The organism is Amycolatopsis sp. CA-128772 (assembly GCF_002904295.1).
Lineage (GTDB): Bacteria > Actinomycetota > Actinomycetes > Mycobacteriales > Pseudonocardiaceae > Amycolatopsis.
Map to the genome: position 1 here is coordinate 210,076 of NZ_PPHG01000071.1, position 22,606 is coordinate 232,681.

16 protein-coding genes and 1 rRNA gene are annotated in these 22,606 nt (G+C 70.4%); 4 read left to right on the forward strand and 13 right to left on the reverse strand.

Translation table 11 applies throughout. The annotated features are described in order from the left end of the window. Positions 1-82: 82 nt before the first annotated feature. The 6 genes from C2L59_RS25915 to C2L59_RS25940 all read right to left on the reverse strand — a co-directional run bounded on the left by C2L59_RS25915 (position 83) and on the right by C2L59_RS25940 (position 8,845). The gene (locus tag C2L59_RS25915) at positions 83-1,090 is read right to left on the reverse strand and encodes a LacI family DNA-binding transcriptional regulator (protein ID WP_103352111.1); all 1,008 of its coding nucleotides are present in this window, start codon (positions 1,088-1,090) and stop codon (positions 83-85) included. Between the two features lie 1,116 nt (positions 1,091-2,206). Continuing rightward, a complete protein-coding gene (locus tag C2L59_RS25925) occupies positions 2,207-3,424 on the reverse strand; it encodes a sensor histidine kinase (protein ID WP_370444774.1) in 1,218 nt (405 codons plus the stop codon). Next, positions 3,310-3,627 carry a hypothetical protein gene (locus tag C2L59_RS49220; protein ID WP_233223674.1) on the reverse strand — a complete coding sequence of 106 codons (318 nt, stop codon included), beginning with the start codon at positions 3,625-3,627 and terminating at the stop codon, positions 3,310-3,312. The genes C2L59_RS25925 and C2L59_RS49220 overlap by 115 nt, the downstream gene beginning before the upstream one ends. After that, entirely contained in the window at positions 3,624-4,298 is a 675-nt protein-coding gene (locus C2L59_RS25930) for a response regulator transcription factor (RefSeq protein WP_103352112.1), read from the reverse strand. The genes C2L59_RS49220 and C2L59_RS25930 overlap by 4 nt, the downstream gene beginning before the upstream one ends. A 101-nt stretch (positions 4,299-4,399) precedes the next feature. Further along, on the reverse strand, positions 4,400-6,574 hold the full coding sequence (locus C2L59_RS25935; RefSeq protein ID WP_199199251.1) for a discoidin domain-containing protein: 2,175 nt from the start codon (positions 6,572-6,574) through the stop codon (positions 4,400-4,402). Between the two features lie 12 nt (positions 6,575-6,586). Then, positions 6,587-8,845, reverse strand: a complete 2,259-nt coding sequence (locus tag C2L59_RS25940) for a discoidin domain-containing protein (RefSeq protein ID WP_103352131.1) — start codon at positions 8,843-8,845, stop codon at positions 6,587-6,589. A 198-nt stretch (positions 8,846-9,043) separates the two neighbouring features. Here C2L59_RS25940 and C2L59_RS25945 point away from each other — a divergent pair, with 198 nt between their 5' ends. Next, positions 9,044-9,826, forward strand: coding sequence for a class I SAM-dependent methyltransferase (locus tag C2L59_RS25945; RefSeq protein ID WP_103352113.1), 783 nt, complete (start codon positions 9,044-9,046; stop codon positions 9,824-9,826). 294 nt (positions 9,827-10,120) lie between these two features. Then, entirely contained in the window at positions 10,121-10,567 is a 447-nt protein-coding gene (locus C2L59_RS25950) for a hypothetical protein (RefSeq protein ID WP_103352114.1), read from the forward strand. 60 nt (positions 10,568-10,627) lie between these two features. On the opposite strand, the gene C2L59_RS25955 is transcribed toward C2L59_RS25950, so the two are convergent. The 5 genes from C2L59_RS25955 to C2L59_RS25975 all read right to left on the reverse strand — a co-directional run bounded on the left by C2L59_RS25955 (position 10,628) and on the right by C2L59_RS25975 (position 17,383). Beyond that, complete coding sequence (locus C2L59_RS25955; RefSeq protein ID WP_199199252.1) at positions 10,628-12,388, reverse strand: choline/carnitine O-acyltransferase; 1,761 nt, start codon at positions 12,386-12,388, stop codon at positions 10,628-10,630. Positions 12,389-12,393: 5 nt separating this feature from the next. Continuing rightward, complete coding sequence (locus C2L59_RS25960; RefSeq protein ID WP_103352116.1) at positions 12,394-13,206, reverse strand: class I SAM-dependent methyltransferase; 813 nt, start codon at positions 13,204-13,206, stop codon at positions 12,394-12,396. 16 nt (positions 13,207-13,222) lie between these two features. After that, complete coding sequence (locus C2L59_RS25965) at positions 13,223-14,077, reverse strand: arpA protein (RefSeq protein ID WP_103352117.1); 855 nt, start codon at positions 14,075-14,077, stop codon at positions 13,223-13,225. Between the two features lie 91 nt (positions 14,078-14,168). Further along, positions 14,169-14,699 carry a DUF4232 domain-containing protein gene (locus C2L59_RS25970; protein ID WP_103352132.1) on the reverse strand — a complete coding sequence of 177 codons (531 nt, stop codon included), beginning with the start codon at positions 14,697-14,699 and terminating at the stop codon, positions 14,169-14,171. A gap of 86 nt (positions 14,700-14,785) precedes the next feature. Further along, complete coding sequence (locus C2L59_RS25975; protein ID WP_199199253.1) at positions 14,786-17,383, reverse strand: bifunctional FO biosynthesis protein CofGH; 2,598 nt, start codon at positions 17,381-17,383, stop codon at positions 14,786-14,788. 153 nt (positions 17,384-17,536) lie between these two features. Here C2L59_RS25975 and C2L59_RS25980 point away from each other — a divergent pair, with 153 nt between their 5' ends. After that, on the forward strand, positions 17,537-19,084 hold the full coding sequence (locus C2L59_RS25980; protein ID WP_103352119.1) for a transposase: 1,548 nt from the start codon (positions 17,537-17,539) through the stop codon (positions 19,082-19,084). Here C2L59_RS25980 and C2L59_RS25985 read toward each other — a convergent pair. After that, a complete protein-coding gene (locus tag C2L59_RS25985; RefSeq protein WP_103352120.1) occupies positions 19,069-19,827 on the reverse strand; it encodes an SDR family oxidoreductase in 759 nt (252 codons plus the stop codon). The genes C2L59_RS25980 and C2L59_RS25985 overlap by 16 nt on opposite strands. Beyond that, positions 19,824-20,612 (reverse strand): alpha/beta fold hydrolase, encoded by a 789-nt coding sequence (locus tag C2L59_RS25990; protein ID WP_103352121.1) that lies wholly within the window; start codon positions 20,610-20,612, stop codon positions 19,824-19,826. The genes C2L59_RS25985 and C2L59_RS25990 overlap by 4 nt, the downstream gene beginning before the upstream one ends. Positions 20,613-21,067: 455 nt before the next feature. On the opposite strand from C2L59_RS25990, the gene C2L59_RS25995 reads away from it, so the two are divergent. Further along, positions 21,068-22,586, forward strand: a 16S ribosomal RNA gene (locus C2L59_RS25995). Positions 22,587-22,606: the final 20 nt, after the last annotated feature.

Consider the following 22,606-nt stretch of genomic DNA (forward strand, 5'->3'; position numbering starts at 1 on the left):
GGGTTCCACCGACGTACCTCCCGGCGGCGCGCACGAAAAAGCGCGACGGCTCGCAAGCCGTCGCGCCTCTCGGACGCCGGGGTCAGGCGATGCGGCGGGCCGTGGACCCCCGCACCACCAGTTCCGGCGCGAACAGCAGCTCCTCCGCCGCCACCTCGCCGCCGTTGATGCGCTTGACCAGCAGTTCCACCACCGCCCGCCCCATCGCCTCGATCGGCTGGCGGGTGGTCGTCAGGGGCGGGTCGGTGCAGTTCATCAGGGCCGAGTCGTCGTAGCCGACCACCGAAATGTCCTCCGGCACCGACAGCCCCTGCCGCCGGGCCGCCCGGACCGCGCCCAAGGCCAGGAGGTCGCTCGCGCACAGCACCGCCGTCGCCCCGCGCGGGTACAGGCGGGCCGCCGCCGCGTGACCGCCCTCGATCGAAAACATCCCGTGCTCGACCAGCTCGTCCAGCACCGGCAGCCCCAGCTTCGCCGCGTACGACCGGAACGCCTCGAGCTTGCGCTGCGACGGGACGTGGTCCGACGGGCCCAGCACCAACCCGATCTTCTCGTGCCCCAGCGAGCTCAGGTGCCCGACGACCTGCTCGACCGCCACCGCGTCGTCGCACGACACCTGAGGCAGCCCGAGGTGGTCGACCGCCGCGTTGATCAGCACCGTCGGCAGGCGGCGCTCGACCAGGTGGTGGTAGTGCGAATGGACCGCGTCCGCCTGCGCGTACAGCCCGCCGGCGAACACCACGCCCGACACCTGCTGCTGCAGGAGCAGCTCGACGTACTCCGCTTCGGACACCCCGCCCGCCGTCCGCGTGCACAGCACCGGCGTGAAACCCTGCTGGGCGAGGGCGTTGCCCATGATCTCGGCCAGCGCCGGGAAGATCGGGTTCTGCAGCTCCGGCAGCACCAGCCCGACCAGCCGGGCGCGCTCGCCCCGCAGCTGGGTGGGCCGCTCGTACCCCATCACGTCCAGCGCGGTGAGCACGGCGGCGCGGGTGCTGGCGGACACCCCGGACCGGCCGTTGAGCACCCGGCTGACCGTGGCTTCGCTGACCCCGACCTGGCGGGCGACTTCGGCAAGACGACGCGTCATGGCTGAAACTTTACAGCAACCGAGCGCAAAAGCTCGACGTGCGGAACCGGCGCGGAACCGGTGGACAACCGTCACGGCACCCGCACATCCCGTTCCTGGCTTGGCCGTCGTGACCAGCACCCTCGACCGCACGACCACGTCCCGCGGGCTCAACGCGCTCTTCGCCCTCGCCCTCCTCCTGGCGGCTTACCGCGGGTTCCGGCTGCCGGGCGACTGGGCCGTGACGCTGGAAGCGGTCTCGCTGACCGACGGCTTCCACCGCCGGTTCCTCGTCGGCACCCTGCTCCACCCGCTCGCCGTCGCGACCGGCCACGCGTACTGGGTCTTCGCGGCGGCCGCGTTCGCCGTCCTCGCCGCGCTGCTCGGGGTGGTGGCCGTCGCATTCGCCCGCGCCCGGCACCCGGGCCGGAAGCTGCTGGTCGCCGGCTGGCTGCTGCTGCCGTCCGGGGGTTTTCTCTTCCACGAGGTCGGCTACTTCGATCAGGTCCTGTACCTGCTGCTGTTCGTCGCGCTGGGGCAGCTGCCGCGCCGGCCCGCGGTGGCCTCCGGGCTGCTGACGGCCGCGGTCTTCACCCACGAGATCGCGGCGCTCACCGTCCTCCCCGTCTTCGCCGTCGTGCTGCTGCGGCGATTCCCGGTGCGGAGCACGGCGCTATCGCTCGTGACGCCGATCGTGGCGGAACTCGCCGTGCTCACGCTCCCGGCCTCCAGCCCGGGCGCGGTCGCGCGGCTCACCACCGCGCTGGCGACCGCGGACTTCACCCCGCGAGCCGACGCGCTGGCCCTGTTCGAACGCACCCAGAGCCAGAGCTGGCAGCTGTATTCGATCACCGAGGTCCTGCTGTGCGTGACGCCGATCCTCGTCGTGGTTGTGTCCGGAGCCGTCCTGCAACGCCTCGACGCGCTCGCCGTCGTGGCGGTCGCGGCGCCCGCGTTGCTGGCCTTCGCCGGCTGGGACTGGGCGCGCTGGGGATTCCTGCTCGTCGTGAACTTCGCCGTGGTGCTGTGGCTGAGCCCGGCACTGCGCCCGCTCCCGCTGCTCGCCGCCGCCGCGCTGCTGGCCTACCTGCCGCTGCCGTACTTCGACGCGCTGCACCCGCGTGAGCTGACCGCCGGTCAGGTGTTTCCGGCACCCTGGGGGAGCCGCACGGTGAACACGGCCCCGCAATCGTTGTGCACCGTGAGCGAGCCGCCGTGCGCCAGCACGTTCTCCCGCGCGATCGCCAGGCCCAGTCCGCTGCCCTCGGTCGCCTGACGCGCGTGGTCACCGCGGGTGAACCGGTCGAACAGGATCGGCAGCAGCTCCTCCGGGACACCCGGGCCGGTGTCGGCGACGCGCAGGACGACGTCGTCGCCGGTGCCGTCGAGGGTGACCGTGACCGGCGGGCCGCCGTGCCGGACGGCGTTGCTCAGCAGGTTCGCCACCACGGTGTGCACCCGCCGCGCATCGGCGACGACCGTGACGTTCCCGCTCGCCGTCACGGCGGCCTCGACGCCGGTGACCTCGGCGGTGTCGGCGACCAGGTCGGCGAGGTCGACCGGCGCCACCCGCAGGTCGGCCTTCCCGGCGTCGAACCGGGCGATCTCGAGGAGGTCTTCGACGAGCTTTGCCAGCCGCCGGGTCTGGGTGCCGAGGATTTCGGCGGCGCGGGTGCGGGTGGCGGGCTCGGCGTGGTCGAGGCTGTCGACGGTGGCGAGCATCGACGCGAGCGGCGTCCGCAGGTCGTGGGCGACGTCGGCGACGAACCGCCGCTGCTGGCGGTCCTTCGCGTGCAGCTCGTCGATGGACTCGCCGAGCCGCGCGGCCATCGCGTTGAACGACGCGGCAAGCGCGGCCACCTCGTCCCGACCCGTGACCGGCACCCGGGTGTCCAGCGCGCCCGCGCCGAGTTCGTCGGCGGCCGCGGACAGGGCCTGGATCGGACGGCGGATCCGCCGTCCGATGAGGAACGCGACGCCAGCACCGAGCACGCTCACCCCGGCGGCGATGCGGACGAGCTTCCAGCGCAGCGCGGTCAGGTCGTCGTCGAACCGGCTGAAGTCGAAGAACTCGACGAGGTGGTAGCCCTCCTTGGGCAGGTTCGCGTTGACCACGAACACCTTCCGCCCGGTGCCCGGCACCGTCGTGTAGGTGGTGGTGAGCTGGTCGGCGCCCTGCCGGCCCGGGAACAGCGCGGCCCGCGCGTCCTGCACCATCGCGACCTTGTCCGCCACCGGGATCAGCCCTTCGTACCCGGCGGCGGCCTGCCCGATTTCGACGGCACCGCCGGGCCGGTCGAACACCAGCGCCCAGTCCGGGTCGGCGCCGAGCCGGCCGGGGCCTCGCCGAGCCACCCCACGGGACCCGGCTGCGTGAACTCGAGGAGCACCTTCCGGTCGGCCGCGGTGTTCCGCACCGCCGACCAGGCGAACCGGCCCACGGCCTCGTTCGCCTGCACCTGGTAGGCGGAGTACGCCATGATCGCCGTCGCGGTCGTGGTCACCCCGACGATCGCCGCCACGATCCGCGTCCGCAGGCTGACGGCCGGGAGCCTCACTTCGTCACGAGCCGGTAGCCGAGGCCGCGGACCGTCCGCAGCAGCACCGGGTTCGCCGGGTCGTCCTCGACCTTCGCGCGCAGCCGCGCGACCGCCGCGTCGACGATCCGGGAGTCCCCGACGTAGCCGTAGTCCCAGACGCGCTTGAGCAGCACCTGCCGGCTCAGCACCTGGTTCGGGTGCTCGGCGAACTCGACGAGCAGCCGGATCTCGGTGGCGGTGAGCGCGAGTTCCTCGCCGCCGCGGGTGACGCTCATCGCGGCGGCGTCGATCTCCAGTTCGCCCGCGCGCAGCAGGCCGGCTCCGGGCACGGCGGGCTGCGCGCGGCGGCCGATCGCCTTGATCCGCGCGTCGAGCACGCGCGGTTCGGCCGGCTTGACCACGCAGTCGTCGGCGCCGCACTCGAGCCCGGCGACGACGTCGATCGGGTCGCCGCGCGCGGTCAGCAGCACGATCGGCAGGCGGCTGCGGGCCCGGATGCGGCGGCAGACCTCGAAGCCGTCGATGCCGGGCAGCATGACGTCGAGGAGGACGAACTCGGCGTCGCCCAGCGCGGTCAGCGCGTGCTCGCCGGTGGGGGCGTGGACGACGTCGTGGCCCAGGGCGCTCAACGCCAGCGAAAGTGCTTCGGCCAGCGGTTCGTCGTCCTCGACGAGCAGCAGACGCGGCACTGGCCCTCCCCGGGATGATCTCTCCGGCGAGACTAATGCAGCACACGGCGGCCCGAAGGTTCCCGTGCGGAACCGTCGAGCCGCCGTGCGGTTTCGTCACATCAGGCCGCGGCCACCTCGAATTCGGAGACCTGGCCGGCGGGCCAGCCGGTGTTGCCGGTGAACGTCAGCCGCACGAACCGCTGGGACGTCGCGGTGAACGACACCGACGCCGTGTTGCCGGACGCCGGGTCGAACGTGTAGCCGCGCGAGCCGGCCAGCGTCGTGTACGAGCCGCCGTCGGTGCTGCCGGAGATCGTCACCGTCTGGGTGCGGGCACCCCATGCGGACGACGGCGGCAGTTTCAGCGTCACCTTGTTGATCGACGCCGCCGCGCCCAGGTCCACCGTCAGCGTCTGCGGGAAGGCGTTGTTCGCGCTTTCCCAGTACGAGTTCGCGTCCCCGTCGTTCGCGTTCGACGGCGGGAAGCCGCCCTGGGACCCGGACGCGCTGATCGCTTTGCCCCGGGCGAGGTTGGTGCCGGGCTGCGGCGGCTGCGGCGGGCCCGAGTTCGGCGCGGGCCAGGTCGAGCAGTCGCCCCAGGTGCCGGTCCAGCCGCTGTTGCCCGACCCGCTGAACGTCATCTTCGGGATCGAGGCCGGGTAGGGGCAGTTGTACGTCCCGGTGACGCCGACGCCGGACGCCGTCAGGTTGCTGATCGTCACCGACCCCTGCGTCTGGGACTGCGCCACGAACGTGCCCACGCCCTGCACGGTGACGCCGTCGATGGTGATGCCCTGGATCGGCTTGCCCGCGCCGTTGCCGTCGATGAACTGGATGGCCTCGTACGGGCTCTGGATCGCGGTGAACCCGGTGACGCGGATGGTCACGCCGGTGATCGCCTGGTCGCGGGCGTCGAACCAGAGCGCGCCGACGCCGAACTGCCAGTTCGGGTCGAGCGCCCCGGCCCGCAGCGCGGTGTTGTTCGACAGCGTCACGGTGCCGGACAGCGGCACCGAACTGAACCGGTTCGCCACCAGGTAGCCGCCGCCGAGGGCGTTGGTGTCCTGGACGAGGTTGCCGCTCACCGTGTTGTTCGAGCCGCCGTACAGCGCGATGCCGTTGGCCAGGTTCGGCTGCACCACCGTGTTGTCGAGCAGCGAGTTGCCCGAGTCGGCCTGGCCGTTGGACCACAGCGCGAGCCCGTCGTCGCCGTTGTTGCGCAGGTAGTTGTTGCGCAGCGTCGAGTTCGTGACGGCGCCGTCGAAGTTGACGCCGTCGGCCTGGGTGTCGAGGATGCGGTTGTTCTCGATGGTGAGGTTCGACGAGGCGCCGTTCATCAGCCACAGCCCGCATTTCGTGTCCTGGATCCAGAGGCCGCTGACGACCGAACCGTTGCCGAGGACGCCGTGGAACGCGTTGTCCGGGCTGCCGTCGTTGCGTTCGGTCACGTCGCCGAACACCGCGAAGTCGTACAGCTTGATGTTCCCGGACGCGCTGCCGTTGTTGAAGATGTTGTTGCCGTGCAGCACGGTGTACCACTGGCCCGCGCCGCGGACGGTCGTCTGGTCGATCTGCAGCGCCGAGCCGATCTCGAACCGGCCTGGGGGCACCCACACCTCACGCCCCTGGGAGCGTGCGGCCGAGAGCGCGTTGCGGAACGCCTGCGAGTCGTCCGACGAGTCGTTCGCCGTGGCGCCGTAGTCGGTGACCGACAGCGCGTTCGCCGGTTTCGCGCCCGCGCCGCCGACCTGCTCGAAGTCAGCGAGGTCGAGGGTCGCCTGGCCGACGTCACCCGAGTCGGCCTGCACGCGCACCTTCGCACCCGCCGCCAGGTTCTGGCCCAACAGCAGGCGCGCGTCGTCAAAGAAGTGGTGCGTCTTCGCGCCCGGGATCCAGCTGGTGTCCACATAGGAATAGCGGGAGGTCACGGGCAGGGCGAGCCTGGTCCCGTTGACGGACACCGTGAGGCGCCCGGACGAGCCGTCGGGCAGGTTGTAGTGGACGTTGATCGAGTTCGCCCCCGCGGGCAGGGTGAACTCGACGTACTGGCCGGTCGTGATCCGCACGGCCTGGCGTCCGGACGCTTCCGAGGCGATCGAAGCCTGGGTGTGGTCCGGGCCGACGGCCGAGCCGTTCGTCGCCGAACACTCGGCTTCGACGGTCCGGAACGGCACGCTCGCGCCGCCGGACGCCGTGGTGGGGCAGGTGGCCGCGGCGGCCGGGGTGGCGCCGGCCAGCACGGTCAGGCCGGACGCGGCGAGCGCGGCGGCGAGGAGAGCCGGAATGCGGGACATCGTCAGCACCTCTCAGGACGAATAGGCTTCGAGCTCGGACAGCTGGCCGGCGGGCCAGCCGGTGTTGCCGGTGAAGGTGAGCCGCAGGGTGCGCGCCGACGTCGCGGGGAAGGTCACGGTCGCGGTGTTGCCGGACGCGGGGTTGAACGTGTAGCCGGCGGCGGCCTTGACGCCGTCGACCGAGATCGTCTGCGTGCGGGTCCCCCATGCCGACGACGGCGGCAGCTTCAGGACCAGCCGGGAGACGGTGACGGTGCTGCCGAAGTCGACGGTCAGCGACTGCGGGAACGCGTTGTTCGTGCTCTCCCAGTAGGAGTTCGCGTCGCCGTCGACCGCGTTGCCCGGCGGGAAGCCGCCCTGCGAGCCGGACGCGCTGATCGCCTTGTGCAGCGCCAGGTTCCCGCCCGGCTGGGTCGGCGTGGTGGTCGGGGTGGTGGTCGGCGGAGTCGTCGTCGTGCCGCCGTTGTCCGAGCCGTACACCGGCGTCGGCCACGAGCCGCAGTAAGTCGTGCTCCAGCCCGAGTTGCCGCCCTGGTCGGCCAGGCCGCTCATCGCGTCGGGCCCCATGCAGTTGTAGACGCCCGCGCGGCCGACGCCGGTCGCGACCACGTTCTTCACCGACCCCGACGGCTTGGCCTGGATCTGCCAGGCGAACGTGCCGGCGCCGCTGATCCGGACGCCGTCGAAGTGCACGTCCGTGGTGGCGCTGTCGATGAACTGGATCGCCTCGTAGTTGTTGTCCAGCAAATCGTTGTTCGTGACGTCGATCCGGCCGGTGATGGCCGAGTCGCGGCCGTCGAACCACAGCGCGCCCACGCCGAACTGCCAGTTCGAGTCCAGCACGCCGGTGCGGATCGCGGTGTTGCGCGCGACCGTCGTCGTGCCCGAAAGCGGCACCGCGCTGAACCGGTTCGCGATGTGCAGGCCGCCACCCTGGTCCTGGTTGTCGGCCACCACGTTGTCGGACACGGTGTTGTCGTGCCCGCCGTAGACCGCGATGTTGTTGGCGAGGATCGGCAGCAGCACGGTGTTGGAGGAGAACGTGTTGTGGTGGTCGGCGTCGTGCTCGGACCACATGGCCAGGCCGTCGTCGCCGGTGTTGCGCAGGAAGTTGTTCGTCACCGTGACGTTGCTGATGCCCTGGTGCAGGTTCAGCCCGTCGGCGGTCTGGTCGAGGATCCGGTTGCCGGCCACGGTGAGCCCGTCGAACGGCCCGTCGAGCCACAGCCCGACCTTCGTGTGCTGCAGCCACAGGTTCTGCACGACCGAGCCGCCGCCCAGCGCACCGCCGATGGCGTTCGACTGGTCGCAGTCGACGCGGGCGTCGACCTGGCCGATGATCGCGAAGTCGTAGAGCTTCACCGCACTGCTCGTGCCGGGCACGGCCGGGTTGCCGGGGTACGTCGACGTCCCGCAGCTGGCCGGCTCGCCCTTGCCGAAGATCCCGGCGCGCGGCCCGGTCAGCACCGAGTACCAGGGCCCGGCGCCGCGGATCGTCACCTGGTCGACGGTGATGTGGTGGCCGAGGGTGAAGGTGCCGGAGGGGATCCAGACTTCCTTGCCCTGGCTGCGGGCGGCCGCGACTGCCGCGTCGAACGCGCCCGCGTCGTCGCTCGTGTCGCCCGCGGTGGCGCCGTAGTCCGTGACGGACACCGAGTTCGCGGGCCGCGCGGCGGCCGCGCCGACCTGCTCGAAGTCGGCGAGGTCGACGGTGACCGGGGTGGCGTCGCCCGCGTCCACCTGCAGCCTGATCTTCGTGCCGGCCGGGTAGGACGTGCCGAGCAGCGCCCGGGTCTCGTCGTAGAAGTGGTGCGCGTGCCCGTCACCGGGGTTGTTGGTGAACGGGTACGAGCCGTAGTACCAGGCCCACTTCGACGTCACCGCGAGGTCCCGGTTGTGGGCACCGCCGACGTACAGCGAAATCGTGCCGGCGACGGAATCCGGGACGCTGTACCGGAAGTCGATCGAGTTCGCCGGCGCGGTGAGGGTGAATTCGACGTACTGGCCCTGGCCGGACAGCGTCACCGCCTTGCGGCCGGAGGCTTCGCCGGCGAGGGTGCCGGCGGCGCGGTTGGGGCCGATGACCGCACCGTTCGTCGCGGCCGTTTCCGCTTCCTGCTCGAGGAAGGGCACGGACGCGCCGCGGGCGGCGGCGGGCGCCGAACTCGCCGCCGGACCGGCGGCGATGGTGAGCCCCGCCGCGGCGATCACGGCGGCGGCTAGAGCGCCGAATCGGAATTCGGGCGCACTGAACACAGAGCTGGGAGACATGGGCAGCACTGGCCTTTCCGCAGCAGGTGGGGACCTCTGTGACGGGGATCATACGAATCCTGGACAAGAAATCGCAATAGTTGAACGAACTTACGCAAGTTTGCGACAGAAATTGACGGCTGCGCCGGATGCCCGACGCTCGCTTACACCCCGCGGAGCAACGCCCGGGCACCCCCGCTCCGCTGCTACTTTTCAGGGATGAGCCAGCGACGTGCGGACGGGAGCGCCGGGGACGCCGACTACGGCGCCATCGGCGGGGTCTACACCGACTACCGCAAGCCGGATCCCCGGATCGGCCAGTACATCCTCGACGCACTGGGTGACGCGCGAACCGTCCTGAACGTCGGTGCGGGCGCCGGCGCGTACGAACCCGAAGACCGCGAAGTGACCGCGGTCGAGCCGTCGGCGTCGATGCGCGCGCAGCGGCCCGCGGGCCTGCCGCCGGCGGTCGACGCCGTCGCCGAGAAGCTGCCGTTCGGCGACCGGGCGTTCGAGGGCGCGATGAGCACGTTCAGCGTGCACCAGTGGAACGACCTGTGGGCCGGGCTCAAGGAGCTGCGCCGCGTCACCCGCGGCCCGATCGCCATCCTGACCTGCGACCCGGAGCTGCTGCGCCGGTTCTGGCTGCTCGACTACGCACCCGAGGTGATCGAGACCGAGGCCCGCCGCTACCCGTCGGTCGACGACATCGCCGACGGCCTCGGCGGGCACACGTCGATCGTCGGCGTGCCGATCCCGATCGACTGCACCGACGGCTTCAACGAGGCGTACTACGCACGGCCCGAACGCCTCCTGGACCCGGGCGCGCGGCTGTCGTGCTCGGCGTGGAGCTTCGTCGACGACCGCGTGCACCACCGCTTCGCCGCGGAACTGCAGCACGACCTCGACGACGGCACCTGGGAGCGCCGCTACGGCAAGCTCCGCGAGCAGCCGGCGTTCGAGGGCTCGCTGGTGCTCGTCGTCTCTGACCCGACGGCGTGACACCGCGGCCGTCCGGCCCGGAGCCGGCCGCGGTCGCCGAAGAGCTCCGCGCCGGACGCCCGCCGGCGACATCCCGCCCCGGCGCGCGGTGGTCGCGGCAGACTTTCCGGACCGCGGCGGAGCTGGCGGCCGCGCACCCCGGGTTCGTCTTCCGCGAGGACCACGCCGTGACGTCTCGCTGCTCGGCCCGCACCCCGGCGAGCGGCGGGGGTCGGGAACGGCCGCGACGTATGATCACGCTGAGGGCGAAGCGCCAGGCCGGGTTTCCGGCACCGGCGCGTGGGAGGGGGCACGGTGTTCGGGCGGAAGAAGAAGCGCAGCGGTCTGAACGATCTGATGGCGCAGCTCAGGCCCGACCTGAGCCGGGAATCGCTCGGCGTCGGGCCCGCCTTCCCCGGCGTCGCCCCGAATCCGCTCCTGAGCAATGACGCAGGCAAGCGCAACGCGGAACTGCGTACCGGGGCTCTTGCGCTCGGCGTTCTCGTCGGCTGGCGGGAGGTCAACAGCAATCCACGTGTGGTCCTGATCTTCGACGTGGAGACCGCCGAGGGCATCTCGTTCCGCGGTATCGCGGACGAAGACCTCACGATCACCGAGCTCACCCGGCTCGCCCCGGGACAGACGTTGCCGGTGCGCTACCGGCCGGCCGTCATGGACCATTACGTCGCCCTTGCCCGGGACGCGGACCCCGCCCGGGTGCAGCAGCTCTCCGACGAGATCGCGAGCCGCAAGCGGACCTGACCCGAAGCCACCGGCCGCAGGCGGCCAGGGCCGTCCCCGACCGCGCGCATCCACGCTTTGTCAGGCACGCTCCAGTAGGTCCTGCAGCTCGCGCACCGCCTGCGCGAGTTCCTCGGCAAAACGGTACATCTCCGCCGAGACGTGCTTCGGCGTGCTCAAGTAGATGTTCCAGCGGTCCGGCAGCAGCACGTAGGCGACGCCGATGCACTGCGGGCTCGTCGAACCGAAGCCGAAGTACTGGATGTTGACCGACGGTGCCGAGCTGGTGCTCAGGTAGTCGTCACGCAGCTTCAGCCAGCCCGGCGAGGTGTAGAGGGCCGGGGTTTCGGTGTCGCCGCGGCGTTTGCCGATCAGCTGCAGCTCCCACAGGTGCTGCTCCGGCGCGTCCCCGGCCTGGCACTCCTTTGCGCGGGCGACGTGCTTCGCCGCCGCCGTGCGGAGAGCTTCGCGCTTCTCGTCGGGGGAGGCGTTTTCGTCGGTCATCACGTCGGCGAAGCGCACGACCTCGGGGGTGACGACCCGCATGGCTTCGGTCCGGCCGTTCCGGAACTGGCGGGTGGCGATCGACTCGTACGTCGCTCCCGTCAGGTCCTTCGCCCGGCGGTGCGCCAGCTGGTACGCCATCTGCGCGAACGCGTCCGGGGACATCCCGAGCTCCTTCGCCCGGTTGGCGCCGAAGGCGAACGACACCGTCTGCGTCGCCGTCGCGTCGGCGTACGCGCGGAAGGCGATGCCGGCCGCGCGGGCGTCCTCGCGGAGGGCGTCGGTCAGCGTGAAGTCGACCGGCTCGTGGCCCGGTACGCCCGACGCCGGCTCCCGGGGCGCGCGCGAGCCGCTCAGCAGCGCGTCGGTGAAACCGAGGATCGTGGTGCCGTCGAGTTCGCAGTGCTCGACGTTGATGCCCGCGGTGCCGTCCTCGAAGACGATCAGCGACACCGCCTTGTCGTACCAGCGGTTGTCGCCGTACAGCAGCCGGTCGCACGCTTCGAGGGTGTCCGATGGGCTGAAGTCGTCCAGGCACAGGCAGAACAGCGCGGTCTCGATGGTCTCCAGCGCGGCCGCGTTGCCCGCGTCGAGCAGCGCCGTCCGCGAGGCCGCCCACTCGGCGCGGGCCTTCGTCGTGAAGTGCCCGGCGGGGACGTCCGTGCTGTGGTCGTCCTTGAGGATCGCGCGCAGCCCTTCCGCCAGCTGGGCCGGTGAGTACGGGCGGCCGTCCTCGGCCAGGACTTCCAGCCGGAACGGCGTGTTGCGGTGGAACACGACGATGTGCCGCTCCCGCGACGGTCCTTCCCAGCCTTCGCGGTACGGCGTGCGCGCGCTGTCCAGCACGTCACCCGGGATGCGCGTGGCCGAGAACAGGAACTTGTGCTGCACCATCGACTGCGGGGTGCCGCGCAGGAGCACCGGCGGGACGAGCTCTTCGTCGAGCTTGAGCTTGTAGTCCACGGCGGACGCGGTCAGCTCGGCCGCGCGCTCCACCTGGCCCAGCGGGGAGTCCCGGAACAGGAAGAAGAAGTTGGCGTTGAGCGCGATCCGGTCGCGGCGGCCGAGGTAGCGGTACGGCCAGAAGGTGTCGAGCCAGCTGCGCACGCCGGGAGAGCGGTCGTACTCCTCGAGCCGGGCCTGCAGCTCCGGCCCGGCACCGGCCAGGAACTCCGCGACGGCGGCTTCGGTCTCCGCCAGCTCGTCCGGCGTCAGCAGCGGGGCGCACCACTCGAGGAAGCGGCGGCCGCTCGCCTCCAACGTGGGGAGCGGGACGCGGGGGAGCCGGTCCTCGTTGCCGAAGGTGCGGGTGGACCATTCCGGACTGCTCACGGTCATCCTTCTCACTCGGAAGTTTCGAGCGCGGCGGCGAGGGCGGCTGCGCCTTCAGGACGGGAAACATACAGCTGCGCGTAGAGCCACCCGTCGGACTCCAGCCCGGCCGGGTCGACGCCGGCCGCGTTCAGCGTGTCCAGGATCTGCGTCTGCTCCTCGGCGGAGACGAACTGCCGCTGCCGGAAGACCCCGCCGACGCTCGCGGTCTCGTACCCCAGCCCGGCCAGGCTCTCGGCGATCGGCTCGTAGGAGAACATCCGCAGCACGAAGTGGGCCATCCACGGCCGCGCACCGCGCGCGACCCGGGTGAGGGTCTTCTCGGTGACGTACCCGACGCAGCCGGTCGAGACGACGAGGTCGACGTCGTCCAGCAGCTTCTGCTGGGTGCTGTCCGGGTCGTCGGCCTCCAGGTCGGCGTGGATCACCTCGTCGAGGAAGCCGGCGGACAGCGCGTACTCGAGGGCCGGGGCCGAGCTGTCCAGGCCGTGGAACTTCGGGCCGCCCGGGTGGACGCGCTGGCGGTCGGCGTCCACCAGCGCCGCGTGGTCCAGCGCGCGCACGGCCGGATCGGTGTAGTGGGCGTAGAGGTCCTCCATCGTCGCGTCGCAGCGCTGCAGGGCCGCGTTGACGCCGTACGAGCAGCCGATGTCGAGCACCGTCGGGCGCTCGGCGGGGTGCGCGCCGATCAGCTTGGTGAAGTACGGCTTGGCCAGCTGGGGAATGCCGTAGCCGACGCGCTTCAGCGTGCCGAAGAACGGCCGCGGGTCGGGTGCGGTGTAGATGTGGTCGAACGAGATCTTGCCGGTCGAGTCGAAGGGCACGGGCCAGGCTCCTGATCTAGTCGAGCAGTTCGTCGCCCCGGACGCTGCGTCCGGCGAGGTGGACGGGCAGGACCCGGCCGAACAGCTGCCGGGTCCGCTCCGCACTGCCGATGACCCCCGGCCGCTCGCTGTAGGCGAAGATCGCGGAGTGCCGCGCGATCGCGCCCGCCACGGTACTGACCCGGTGCAGGGCGAAGCGTCCTTTGAAGAGCTGGAGATCGCCGGGCCGCAGGTCCAGGCGCCGGACCGGCCGGGTGTCGCCGGCCAGCACCGCGCGCACGCCGGCGAAGTTCTCGTCCGTCGAGGACCGGATGGCCGGGCAGTACTCGAAGGTCCCGCCCTCGGCCGCGGCCTGCGTCAGCATGCTGACGGTGTGGGTGTTCGTGTCGAAGTGCCACGGGTGCGCGCGGCCGGGCGCGATGACGTTGAGCGTGAGCCCGGACAACGGGTCGGCGAGCTCGTGCAGCTGCGGCAACCCGAAGCAGTCGGCGACGAACCGCTGGAACACCGGGCTGGTGTAGAGCCGGCTGATGATCGACGACCCGGGGATGCGGTCGCGCGCGACGAAGGCGTTGCCGCGTTCCATGACCGTCCGGCCCGGGTGGTCTTCGGGCAGCGGTTCACCGATCGCCGTGTTGTAGGCGTTGACCTGTTCGACCTTGGTGTACGCGTGCGGTTCGAGCGCGGCGCACTCGGCCCGCAGCACCTCGTGCAGTCCGGGTCGGACGAAGTCGGCGAGCACGCTGCAGCCGGCGCCGGCCAGTTCCGCGCGGGTGCGGCCGACGACCTCCCGCCAGGCAGGACCGTCCGGTTCGGTGAGCGGGTAGCGGTCGGTGTCGACCATTTCCGGCGGCGCTACGGAGGTGCTCATCGTCGAGGTCCCTTCCGGCGGGGTGAAGGAACAGAGGTAGCACAGATCCCCGCTGGTCAACCGTCGGTTTGTGAGCGGTGACACACGGTCGTCAGGCGCCGACCTCGGTGGCCCACGAGCTGACCGTGACGGTGTCGGTAGTGCCCAGATCCGTGTCGAGGGGCTGCTTCTGCTCCGGCTCGCCGGGGACGGGGACCACCGAGACAGCCGCGCCGGTGCGCTGGTCGCCGCTCGTCACCGTGGCCGACCACGCCAGCACGGCCACGACTTTCTCTCCGGGTTGGACGGTCAGGTCCTGCGGACCCAGGTCCCGGGCGAAGTACGACGTGCCGTGCTCGACCTTCACGTCGAGGGACGAGCCGTCGCCCGCGAGGATCTTCAGGTCCGGGTAGCCGGTGACCTTCCGTGGTGCGGTGTCCCGGTTGGTCAGCGTCAGCACGCTCGCCCGGTGACCCAGCCCGGCCTCGACCTGACCGACCGAAAGCGACAGGCCGGTCGGCAGCGGCGGCCCGTACGTCGGGCTCGGGGTGGTCGTGGGCGTCGGCGCGGGTGGTGGCGGCGGAGTGCTGCAGCCCGCGAGAAGCGCGACGAGGAGAACTGGTGCGAAGCGGAAAACCCCCATGCGGCGCAAGGGTAGCGGGCGCCCCGAAAGGCGCCCGCCTCACTGTGTCAACCGGGGCTCCGCCACCCGGACCCCCGAACCACTATTTACGGTGTGAGCAGTGGCAGCAGCGGCTTGCGCACGGCGGTCGCGACGCCGTCCGACGCCTCCGCCGCGGCGAGCCGCTCGGCCGGCGGCCGTCCGTAGCCCGTCGTGCGCTGGACCAGCGGGCGGCCCAGCGGTTCGACCATCGCGCGCATGTCGCTGATCGTCTTGTAGGACCCGTTGGAGGCGCCCGCCATCCGGCTGATCGTCTCCTCCATCAGCGTCCCGCCGATGTCGTTGACGCCGCCCTGCAGCACCGCGCGGCTGCCCTCTTCGCCGAGCTTCACCCACGAGCTCTGGATGTTGTCGATCATGCCGTGCAGCAGCACCCGGGCCAGCGCGTGCACCGCGCGGTTCTCGCGCAGCGTCGTGCCCGGGCGGGCCAGGCCGGCCAGGTAGATCGGCGCGCTCTGGTGGATGAACGGCAGCAGCACGAACTCGCTGAACCCGCGCTTGCCGTGCTTCTCGAGCCCTTCGCGCTGCAGCCGCGCCAGCAGCTTGAGGTGCGCGACCCAGTGCGCGGGCGTGTCGACGTGGCCGTACATCATCGTGGACGTCGTCGGCAGGCCGACCTCGTGCGCGGTGGTGACCACCTTGATCCACTCCGACGTCGGCAGCTTGCCCTTGGTGAGCACCCAGCGGACGTCGTCGTCAAGGATCTCCGCGGCCGTGCCCGGCAGCGAGTCCACGCCGGACTCCTTCGCCGCGATCAGCCAGTCGCGCAGGGACAGGTTCGTCCGCGAAGCGCCGTTCACGACCTCCATCGGGCTGTAGGAGTGCAGGTGGATCTCCGGCTGACGGCGCTTGACCTCGGCCGCGAGGTCGAAATACGCGGTGCCCGGCAGGTCCGGGTGGATGCCGCCCTGCATGCAGATCTCGGTCGCGCCCGCGGCCCACGCCTCGTCGACGCGGTCGCCGACCTGCTCCAGCGAGAGCGTGTACGCGTCGGCGTCGGTGCGACGCTGGGCGAAGGCGCAGAAGCGGCAACCCGTGTAGCAGACGTTGGTGAAGTTGATGTTCCGCGTGACGACGAAGGTGATGTCGTCGCCGACCGTCTCGCGGCGCAGGTCGTCGGCGATCCGGGTGAACGCGTCGAGTTCCTTGCCGTCGGCGTGCAGCAGCGCGAGCGCGGCGTCGTCGGAAAGGCCGGCCGGGTCCTTTTCCGCACTGCGCAACGCTTCCAGGACGTCCGTGTCGAACTTGGCCGGCCCGGTCTTGATCCGGTCGCCGATCTCCTTCCAGTCCCCGTAGACGGAGTCGAAGTCGCTGCGGCGGTCCTCGGTGCGGCCGCTGGTGTCGATCCCGGTGTGCAGGTCGGTGCGGCCCGACTCCTGCCAGCCGCCGTCCGGCTCCTGCCACGGGATGCCCACCGGCATCGCGCCTTCGCGGGCCAGCCCGGTGTCGTAGTCGACGAGCGCGGCGACGTGCCGGGTGATCCGCGGGTCCAGCCACGGCTCGCCGGCCTTGACGTACTCCGGGTAGATGGTGAGCCGTTCCTTGAGGTCGAACCCGGCCTTCTCGGTGCGGCGGGCGAGCTCGTCGATCTGCGGCCACGCGCGTTCCGGGTTGACGTGGTCCGGGGTCAGCGGCGAGACGCCGCCCCAGTCGTCGATGCCGGCGCGGATCATCAGGTCGTACTGGTTGCCGATCAGGTTCGGCGGCGCCTGGATGCGCATCTTCGGCCCGAGCACCAGCCGCGCGACCGCGATGTTCGCGGCCAGCTCTTCGAGGTCGGCGTCCGGGGTCGCGCGCATCTTCGTGTCCGGCTTGGCCCGGAAGTTCTGCACGATGACTTCCTGGATGCCGCCGTAGGTCTTGGCGACCTTGCGGATCTCGAACAGCGCGTCCGCCCGCTCCTCGAACGTCTCGCCGATGCCGATCAGCACCCCGGTGGTGAACGGGACCGAGCTGCGTCCGGCGTCTTCGAGGACCCGCAGCCGGACCGCCGGATCCTTGTCGGGCGAGCCGTAGTGCGGGCCGCCCTTCTCGCTCCACAGCCGGGTCGCGGTGGTCTCCAGCATCATGCCCATCGACGGCGCGACCGGCTTGAGCCGCTGGAAGTCCGGCCAGGTCAGCACGCCGGGGTTGAGGTGCGGCAGCAGGCCGGTCTCCTCGAGGACCCGGATCGCCATGGCCCGGACGTAGGAGAGCGTGTCGTCGTAGCCGTGCGCGTCCAGCCAGTCGCGGGCGGCCTTCCAGCGGTCCTCGGGCCGGTCGCCGAGCGTGAACAGGGCCTCCTTGCAGCCCATTTCGGCACCCTTGCGGGCGATGTCGAGGACCTCGTCCGGGGACAGGAACGGCGACTCGAGCCGGCCCGGGACGGTGACGAACGTGCAGTAGCCGCAGCGGTCGCGGCACAGGCGGGTCAGCGGGATGAACACCTTGCGGCTGTAGGTGATGATCCCGGCGCGTCCGGCCTCGGCCAGGCCCGCGTCCCGGATGCGGGAGGCGTACTCGGAAAGCGTGGTGAGGTCGTCGCCGCGAGCGTGCAGCAGGACGGCCGCTTCGGTGACGTCCAGTGTCTTCCCGTCACGCGCCCGGGCGAGCGCGCGGCGCATCGCGGAGGCGGTCGGGGCGGTGGCGTCGGGTTCGGGTCCCATTCCGCCCACGCTAGGACCGTCCTCGCGGGACCAGCCAGGGTGTGTTCCGCACCCGGCTGACGTCGTACGCGGACGTGATCGTCGTCGCAGGTCAGCGGGTTCACGTGGTTGTCGATCAGCGCGGCGGCGTGTATTACCTAAAGGGTGGCATCGGTGGTCGGCAAGAAGATCGGCGGACGGACGTACTACTACCTCGCGGAGTCGGCCCGGGTGGACGGCAAGCCGCGGGTGGTGACTCAGCGTTACCTCGGCACGGCCGACGAGATCGCCCGCGCCGTCCCGGGCGGCGAGCCGGACTCGGCGTCGTACCGGACCTACGGCGACGTCGCCGCGGTGTGGGCGACGCTGACCCGGCTGGACTTCGTCGCCCGCGTCGACGAGGTCGTGCGCGCGAAGCCTTCGCTGGGCCGGACGCTCGCCGTCGCGGTGCTGCACCGCGCGACCGCGCCGGAGACGCCGATCGGGTCGTGGTGGGAGTCGAGCGCGGCGGCCGACCTGGTCCGGCCCCGGCTGTCCGCAGTGGATGGCCTGTGGCGGGCCCTGGAACGCCTGACGCCGGAGCGCATCGCCGGCATCGAGACGGCCGTCTCCGCCGCCGTGCTGGGGGTGCTCGACGACCACGCGGCGCTCGCCGTCGACGTCCCGCAGTTCGCCGCCTTCGCCGCGGCCGACTGCACGCTGCCGTCGGCCTGCCGGGGCGTGCTCGCCGGCGCGGGCCTGCGGGTGACGCGGGACGGCGCGATCCCGCTGGCGTCGCGGCTGTACCGGCGGGACGACGGCGCGGCGCCGACGTTCGCCTCGGTCATGGCGGGCCTGGGCCCGGCGACGCTCGTCTTCCACGCCGGTCAGGCGGCCCAGCTGGATCTCGGCTCACGCAGCGGGTTCGTCGGGTCGCTGCCGCTGACCGACCACCCGGAGCTGCTGACCCAGCCCGCGTCCGCGCGCAAGCGCGTCGACCCGGAGCGGTTCGCCGGGCTCACGGCGCTGGACACGCACGCGGTCGTCGACGGCGTCCGGCGCCGGGTGATCCTGACCCACTCGGCGACGCTGCACGCGGCGCAGTCGCGCGCGTTCGCCGACGAGCTGGCCACCGCGACCCGCGAGCTGGACGGCCTGGCCGAGGCGCTGGCCGCGGGCACCCACCGCGGCGACCGCGCCCAGGTCCACGCCGAGATCGGCCGGGTGACGCGCGGCCGGCGCATCGAGCGCGTGGTCACCGCGGTCCTGAGCGGGAACCGGCCCGGGGAGATCCGGGTGGAACGGCGGATCGACGCCGTCGCCCTGGCCCGGCTGGACGAGGAGTTCTTCGGCAAGCAGGTGCTGGTCACCGACCGGGACTGGCCGGTCGCCGAGGTGGTGACCGCCTACCGGGCCCGCACCCACCTCGAATCGACGTTCCGCTGGCTGACCGGGCCCGCCGTCACCGGCCCGACCCCGCGCTGGGAGTGGACGCGGCAGCGGATCGCGGCGCACGGCCTGGTCTCGGTGCTCGCCGCGACGGTGACCCACCTGATGCGGCGCGAGGCCGACCGGGCCGGGATGAACCTGTCGGTGCGGGAGCTGCTGGACCAGCTCGCGGGCATCGGCGAGCTGGTGCTGCGCTACCCCTCGACCGGCGGGCGGCCGCGGGCGAAACGCCTGCTGACCTCGCTCGAGCCGGATCAGCAGGCGTTGTCCGACCTGTTTCAGCTTTCCCGGTAGATCTGCAGCGCCGAGAAGCTCTGGACCACCGGCATCAGCTCGATGACGTTGATGTTCACGTGCTTCGGCTGGCTCGCGGCCCAGTGGACGGACTCGGCGATGTCCCCGGCGGTCAGCGGCGTGGTGCCTTCGTAGACCTTGTCGGCCTTGGCCTGGTCACCGTCGAAGCGGACCTTCGAGAATTCCGTGCCGCCGACCATGCCGGGCTCGACGTTCGTCACGCGGACGCCGGTGCCGTGCAGGTCGCTGCGCAGGTTGAGGCTGAACTGGTGGACGAACGCCTTGGTCGCGCCGTAGACGTTGCCACCGGGGTAGGGGTAGGTGCCGGCGATCGAGCCGAGGTTGATCACGTGGCCGCGGCCACGCTCCACCATGCCCGGGAGCAGCGCGCGGGTGACGTGCACGAGGCCGCGGACGTTGGTCGCGATCATCTCGTCCCAGTCCTGCAGGTGGGCCTGGTGGGCGGGCTCGAGGCCCTTGGCCAGGCCGGCGTTGTTGACCAGGACGTCCACCTGGCTCCACTCGGCCGGGAGGTTCTCGATGGTGGTCCGGACCGCTTCGGGGTCGCTGACGTCGAGGGTCACCGGCAGGACGGCGTCGCCGAGCTCGCCGGCCAGCTTCGCGAGCTTGTCCTCACTGCGGGCGACGGCGATCACCCGGGCGCCCTCGGCGGCGAACCGGCGCGCGATGGCGGCACCGAAGCCGGCGCTCGCGCCGGTCACGAACACGGTCTGCTGGGTCATGGGGTGGCTCCGCTGCTGGTCAGGAAGGTGCTGAGGGCCTCGTCGAACTCGGTCTCGCGTTCCAGGTTAGGCAGGTGGCCCGCGCCGTCGATCACCACCAGGGTCGAAGTTGCGATTTCCCGGTGGATGAGCTCGGCGTCGCCGACCGGGGTGAACTCGTCCTCACTGCCCACCATGACCAGGGTCGGGACGTCGATGCGCTTCAGGCTGTTCGTGTAGTCGGGGCGCTCGGCGCGTCCCCGGAGCGCGGCCGCGGCTCCCTCGGCGGGGGCGTTGCGCATCATCCGGCGGACGTGCGCCTCGACGTCCGGCCTGCTCGCGCGGGTCTGCTTCGAGATCATCTTGGGGAGGAGCTCCTCGGCGTACTGCTCCATGCCTTCCTCGGTGATCCGGTCCGCGGTGTCGTAGCGGGCCTGTTTGGCCTGCGGGGTGTCGAGGCCGGCGAAGGTGTCGGCGAGCAGGAGCGCTTCGACGCGGCCGGGGTGGTCCGTCGCCAGCTGCATGACGATCTGGCCGCCCATGGAGAGGCCGCCGAGGACGAACCGGTCCAGCCCGAGGTGGTCGGCCAGGGCGACCAGGTCTCCGGCGAAGACGTCGAGGCCCGTCTTCGTGTCTTCGGTAGGGGACTCGCCGTAGCCGCGGAGGTCGGGGGTGATGACCCGGTACCCGTTCTTGGCGAGGTGTTCGGCCTGGGGCCGCCACATCGAGCGGTCGAAGGGGTGGCCGTGGACGAGCAGGACGGGCCGGCCGGTCCCGGGCCCGAGGTCGTCGTACGCGAGGTTCATGCCGCCGACGCTAAGCGGAGCTCTCGGCCGGAGCAATACGGTGCAATGTAGTCGGAGCAATGTTTTTCGGAGGCCTTTCGGTGGCGCTCGGCGCCGGTTCGGGGCAGACTGGCCCGCAGACGGGCTTCGTCATGGGGCCTGACCTGCGCTGATCTTGTTAAGGGGCCCCCCTGTTTCGGGCCCTTCCGGGGCATGTAAAGTTCTCCAAGTCGCCAGGGAAACCGGGTGGCCACCGGGACACGAACCAAGCTCTCGCGGATCGCGATTGAGTGGGTGTCCCACCAAAAACTGCTAGAAATGACCCGCTTCGAGCGAGCTGCTTGATCGCGGCGGACTCGGGGTGTGTTGCTTGAGAACTCAACAGTGTGCTAGTGAACTAAGCCAGTAGAGCTTATGTATTGAACCTCGTATGAGGTTCCTTTGAGAGCATTAAATTGCCTCGATTAAACTGTTCATTGTTGGAGAGTTTGATCCTGGCTCAGGACGAACGCTGGCGGCGTGCTTAACACATGCAAGTCGAACGCTGAACCACTTCGGTGGGGATGAGTGGCGAACGGGTGAGTAACACGTGGGTAATCTGCCCTGCACTCTGGGATAAGCCTTGGAAACGAGGTCTAATACCGGATATCACAACTTCTCGCATGGGGGGTTGTTGAAAGTTCTGGCGGTGCAGGATGAACCCGCGGCCTATCAGCTTGTTGGTGGGGTAATGGCCTACCAAGGCGACGACGGGTAGCCGGCCTGAGAGGGTGACCGGCCACACTGGGACTGAGACACGGCCCAGACTCCTACGGGAGGCAGCAGTGGGGAATATTGCACAATGGGCGAAAGCCTGATGCAGCGACGCCGCGTGAGGGATGACGGCCTTCGGGTTGTAAACCTCTTTCGCCAGGGACGAAGCGCAAGTGACGGTACCTGGATAAGAAGCACCGGCTAACTACGTGCCAGCAGCCGCGGTAATACGTAGGGTGCGAGCGTTGTCCGGATTTATTGGGCGTAAAGAGCTCGTAGGCGGTTTGTCGCGTCGGCCGTGAAATCTCCACGCTTAACGTGGAGCGTGCGGTCGATACGGGCAGACTTGAGTTCGGTAGGGGAGACTGGAATTCCTGGTGTAGCGGTGAAATGCGCAGATATCAGGAGGAACACCGGTGGCGAAGGCGGGTCTCTGGGCCGATACTGACGCTGAGGAGCGAAAGCGTGGGGAGCGAACAGGATTAGATACCCTGGTAGTCCACGCTGTAAACGTTGGGCGCTAGGTGTGGGCGACATCCACGTTGTCCGTGCCGTAGCTAACGCATTAAGCGCCCCGCCTGGGGAGTACGGCCGCAAGGCTAAAACTCAAAGGAATTGACGGGGGCCCGCACAAGCGGCGGAGCATGTGGATTAATTCGATGCAACGCGAAGAACCTTACCTGGGCTTGACATGCGCCAGACATCCCCAGAGATGGGGCTTCCCTTGTGGTTGGTGTACAGGTGGTGCATGGCTGTCGTCAGCTCGTGTCGTGAGATGTTGGGTTAAGTCCCGCAACGAGCGCAACCCTTATCCTACGTTGCCAGCGCGTTATGGCGGGGACTCGTGGGAGACTGCCGGGGTCAACTCGGAGGAAGGTGGGGATGACGTCAAGTCATCATGCCCCTTATGTCCAGGGCTTCACACATGCTACAATGGCTGGTACAGAGGGCTGCGATACCGCGAGGTGGAGCGAATCCCTTAAAGCCGGTCTCAGTTCGGATCGCAGTCTGCAACTCGACTGCGTGAAGTCGGAGTCGCTAGTAATCGCAGATCAGCAACGCTGCGGTGAATACGTTCCCGGGCCTTGTACACACCGCCCGTCACGTCATGAAAGTCGGTAACACCCGAAGCCCATGGCCCAACCCCGTAAGGGGAGGGAGTGGTCGAAGGTGGGACTGGCGATTGGGACGAAGTCGTAACAAGGTAGCCGTACCGGAAGGTGCGGCTGGATCACCTCCTTTCTAAGGAGCACAACACATCC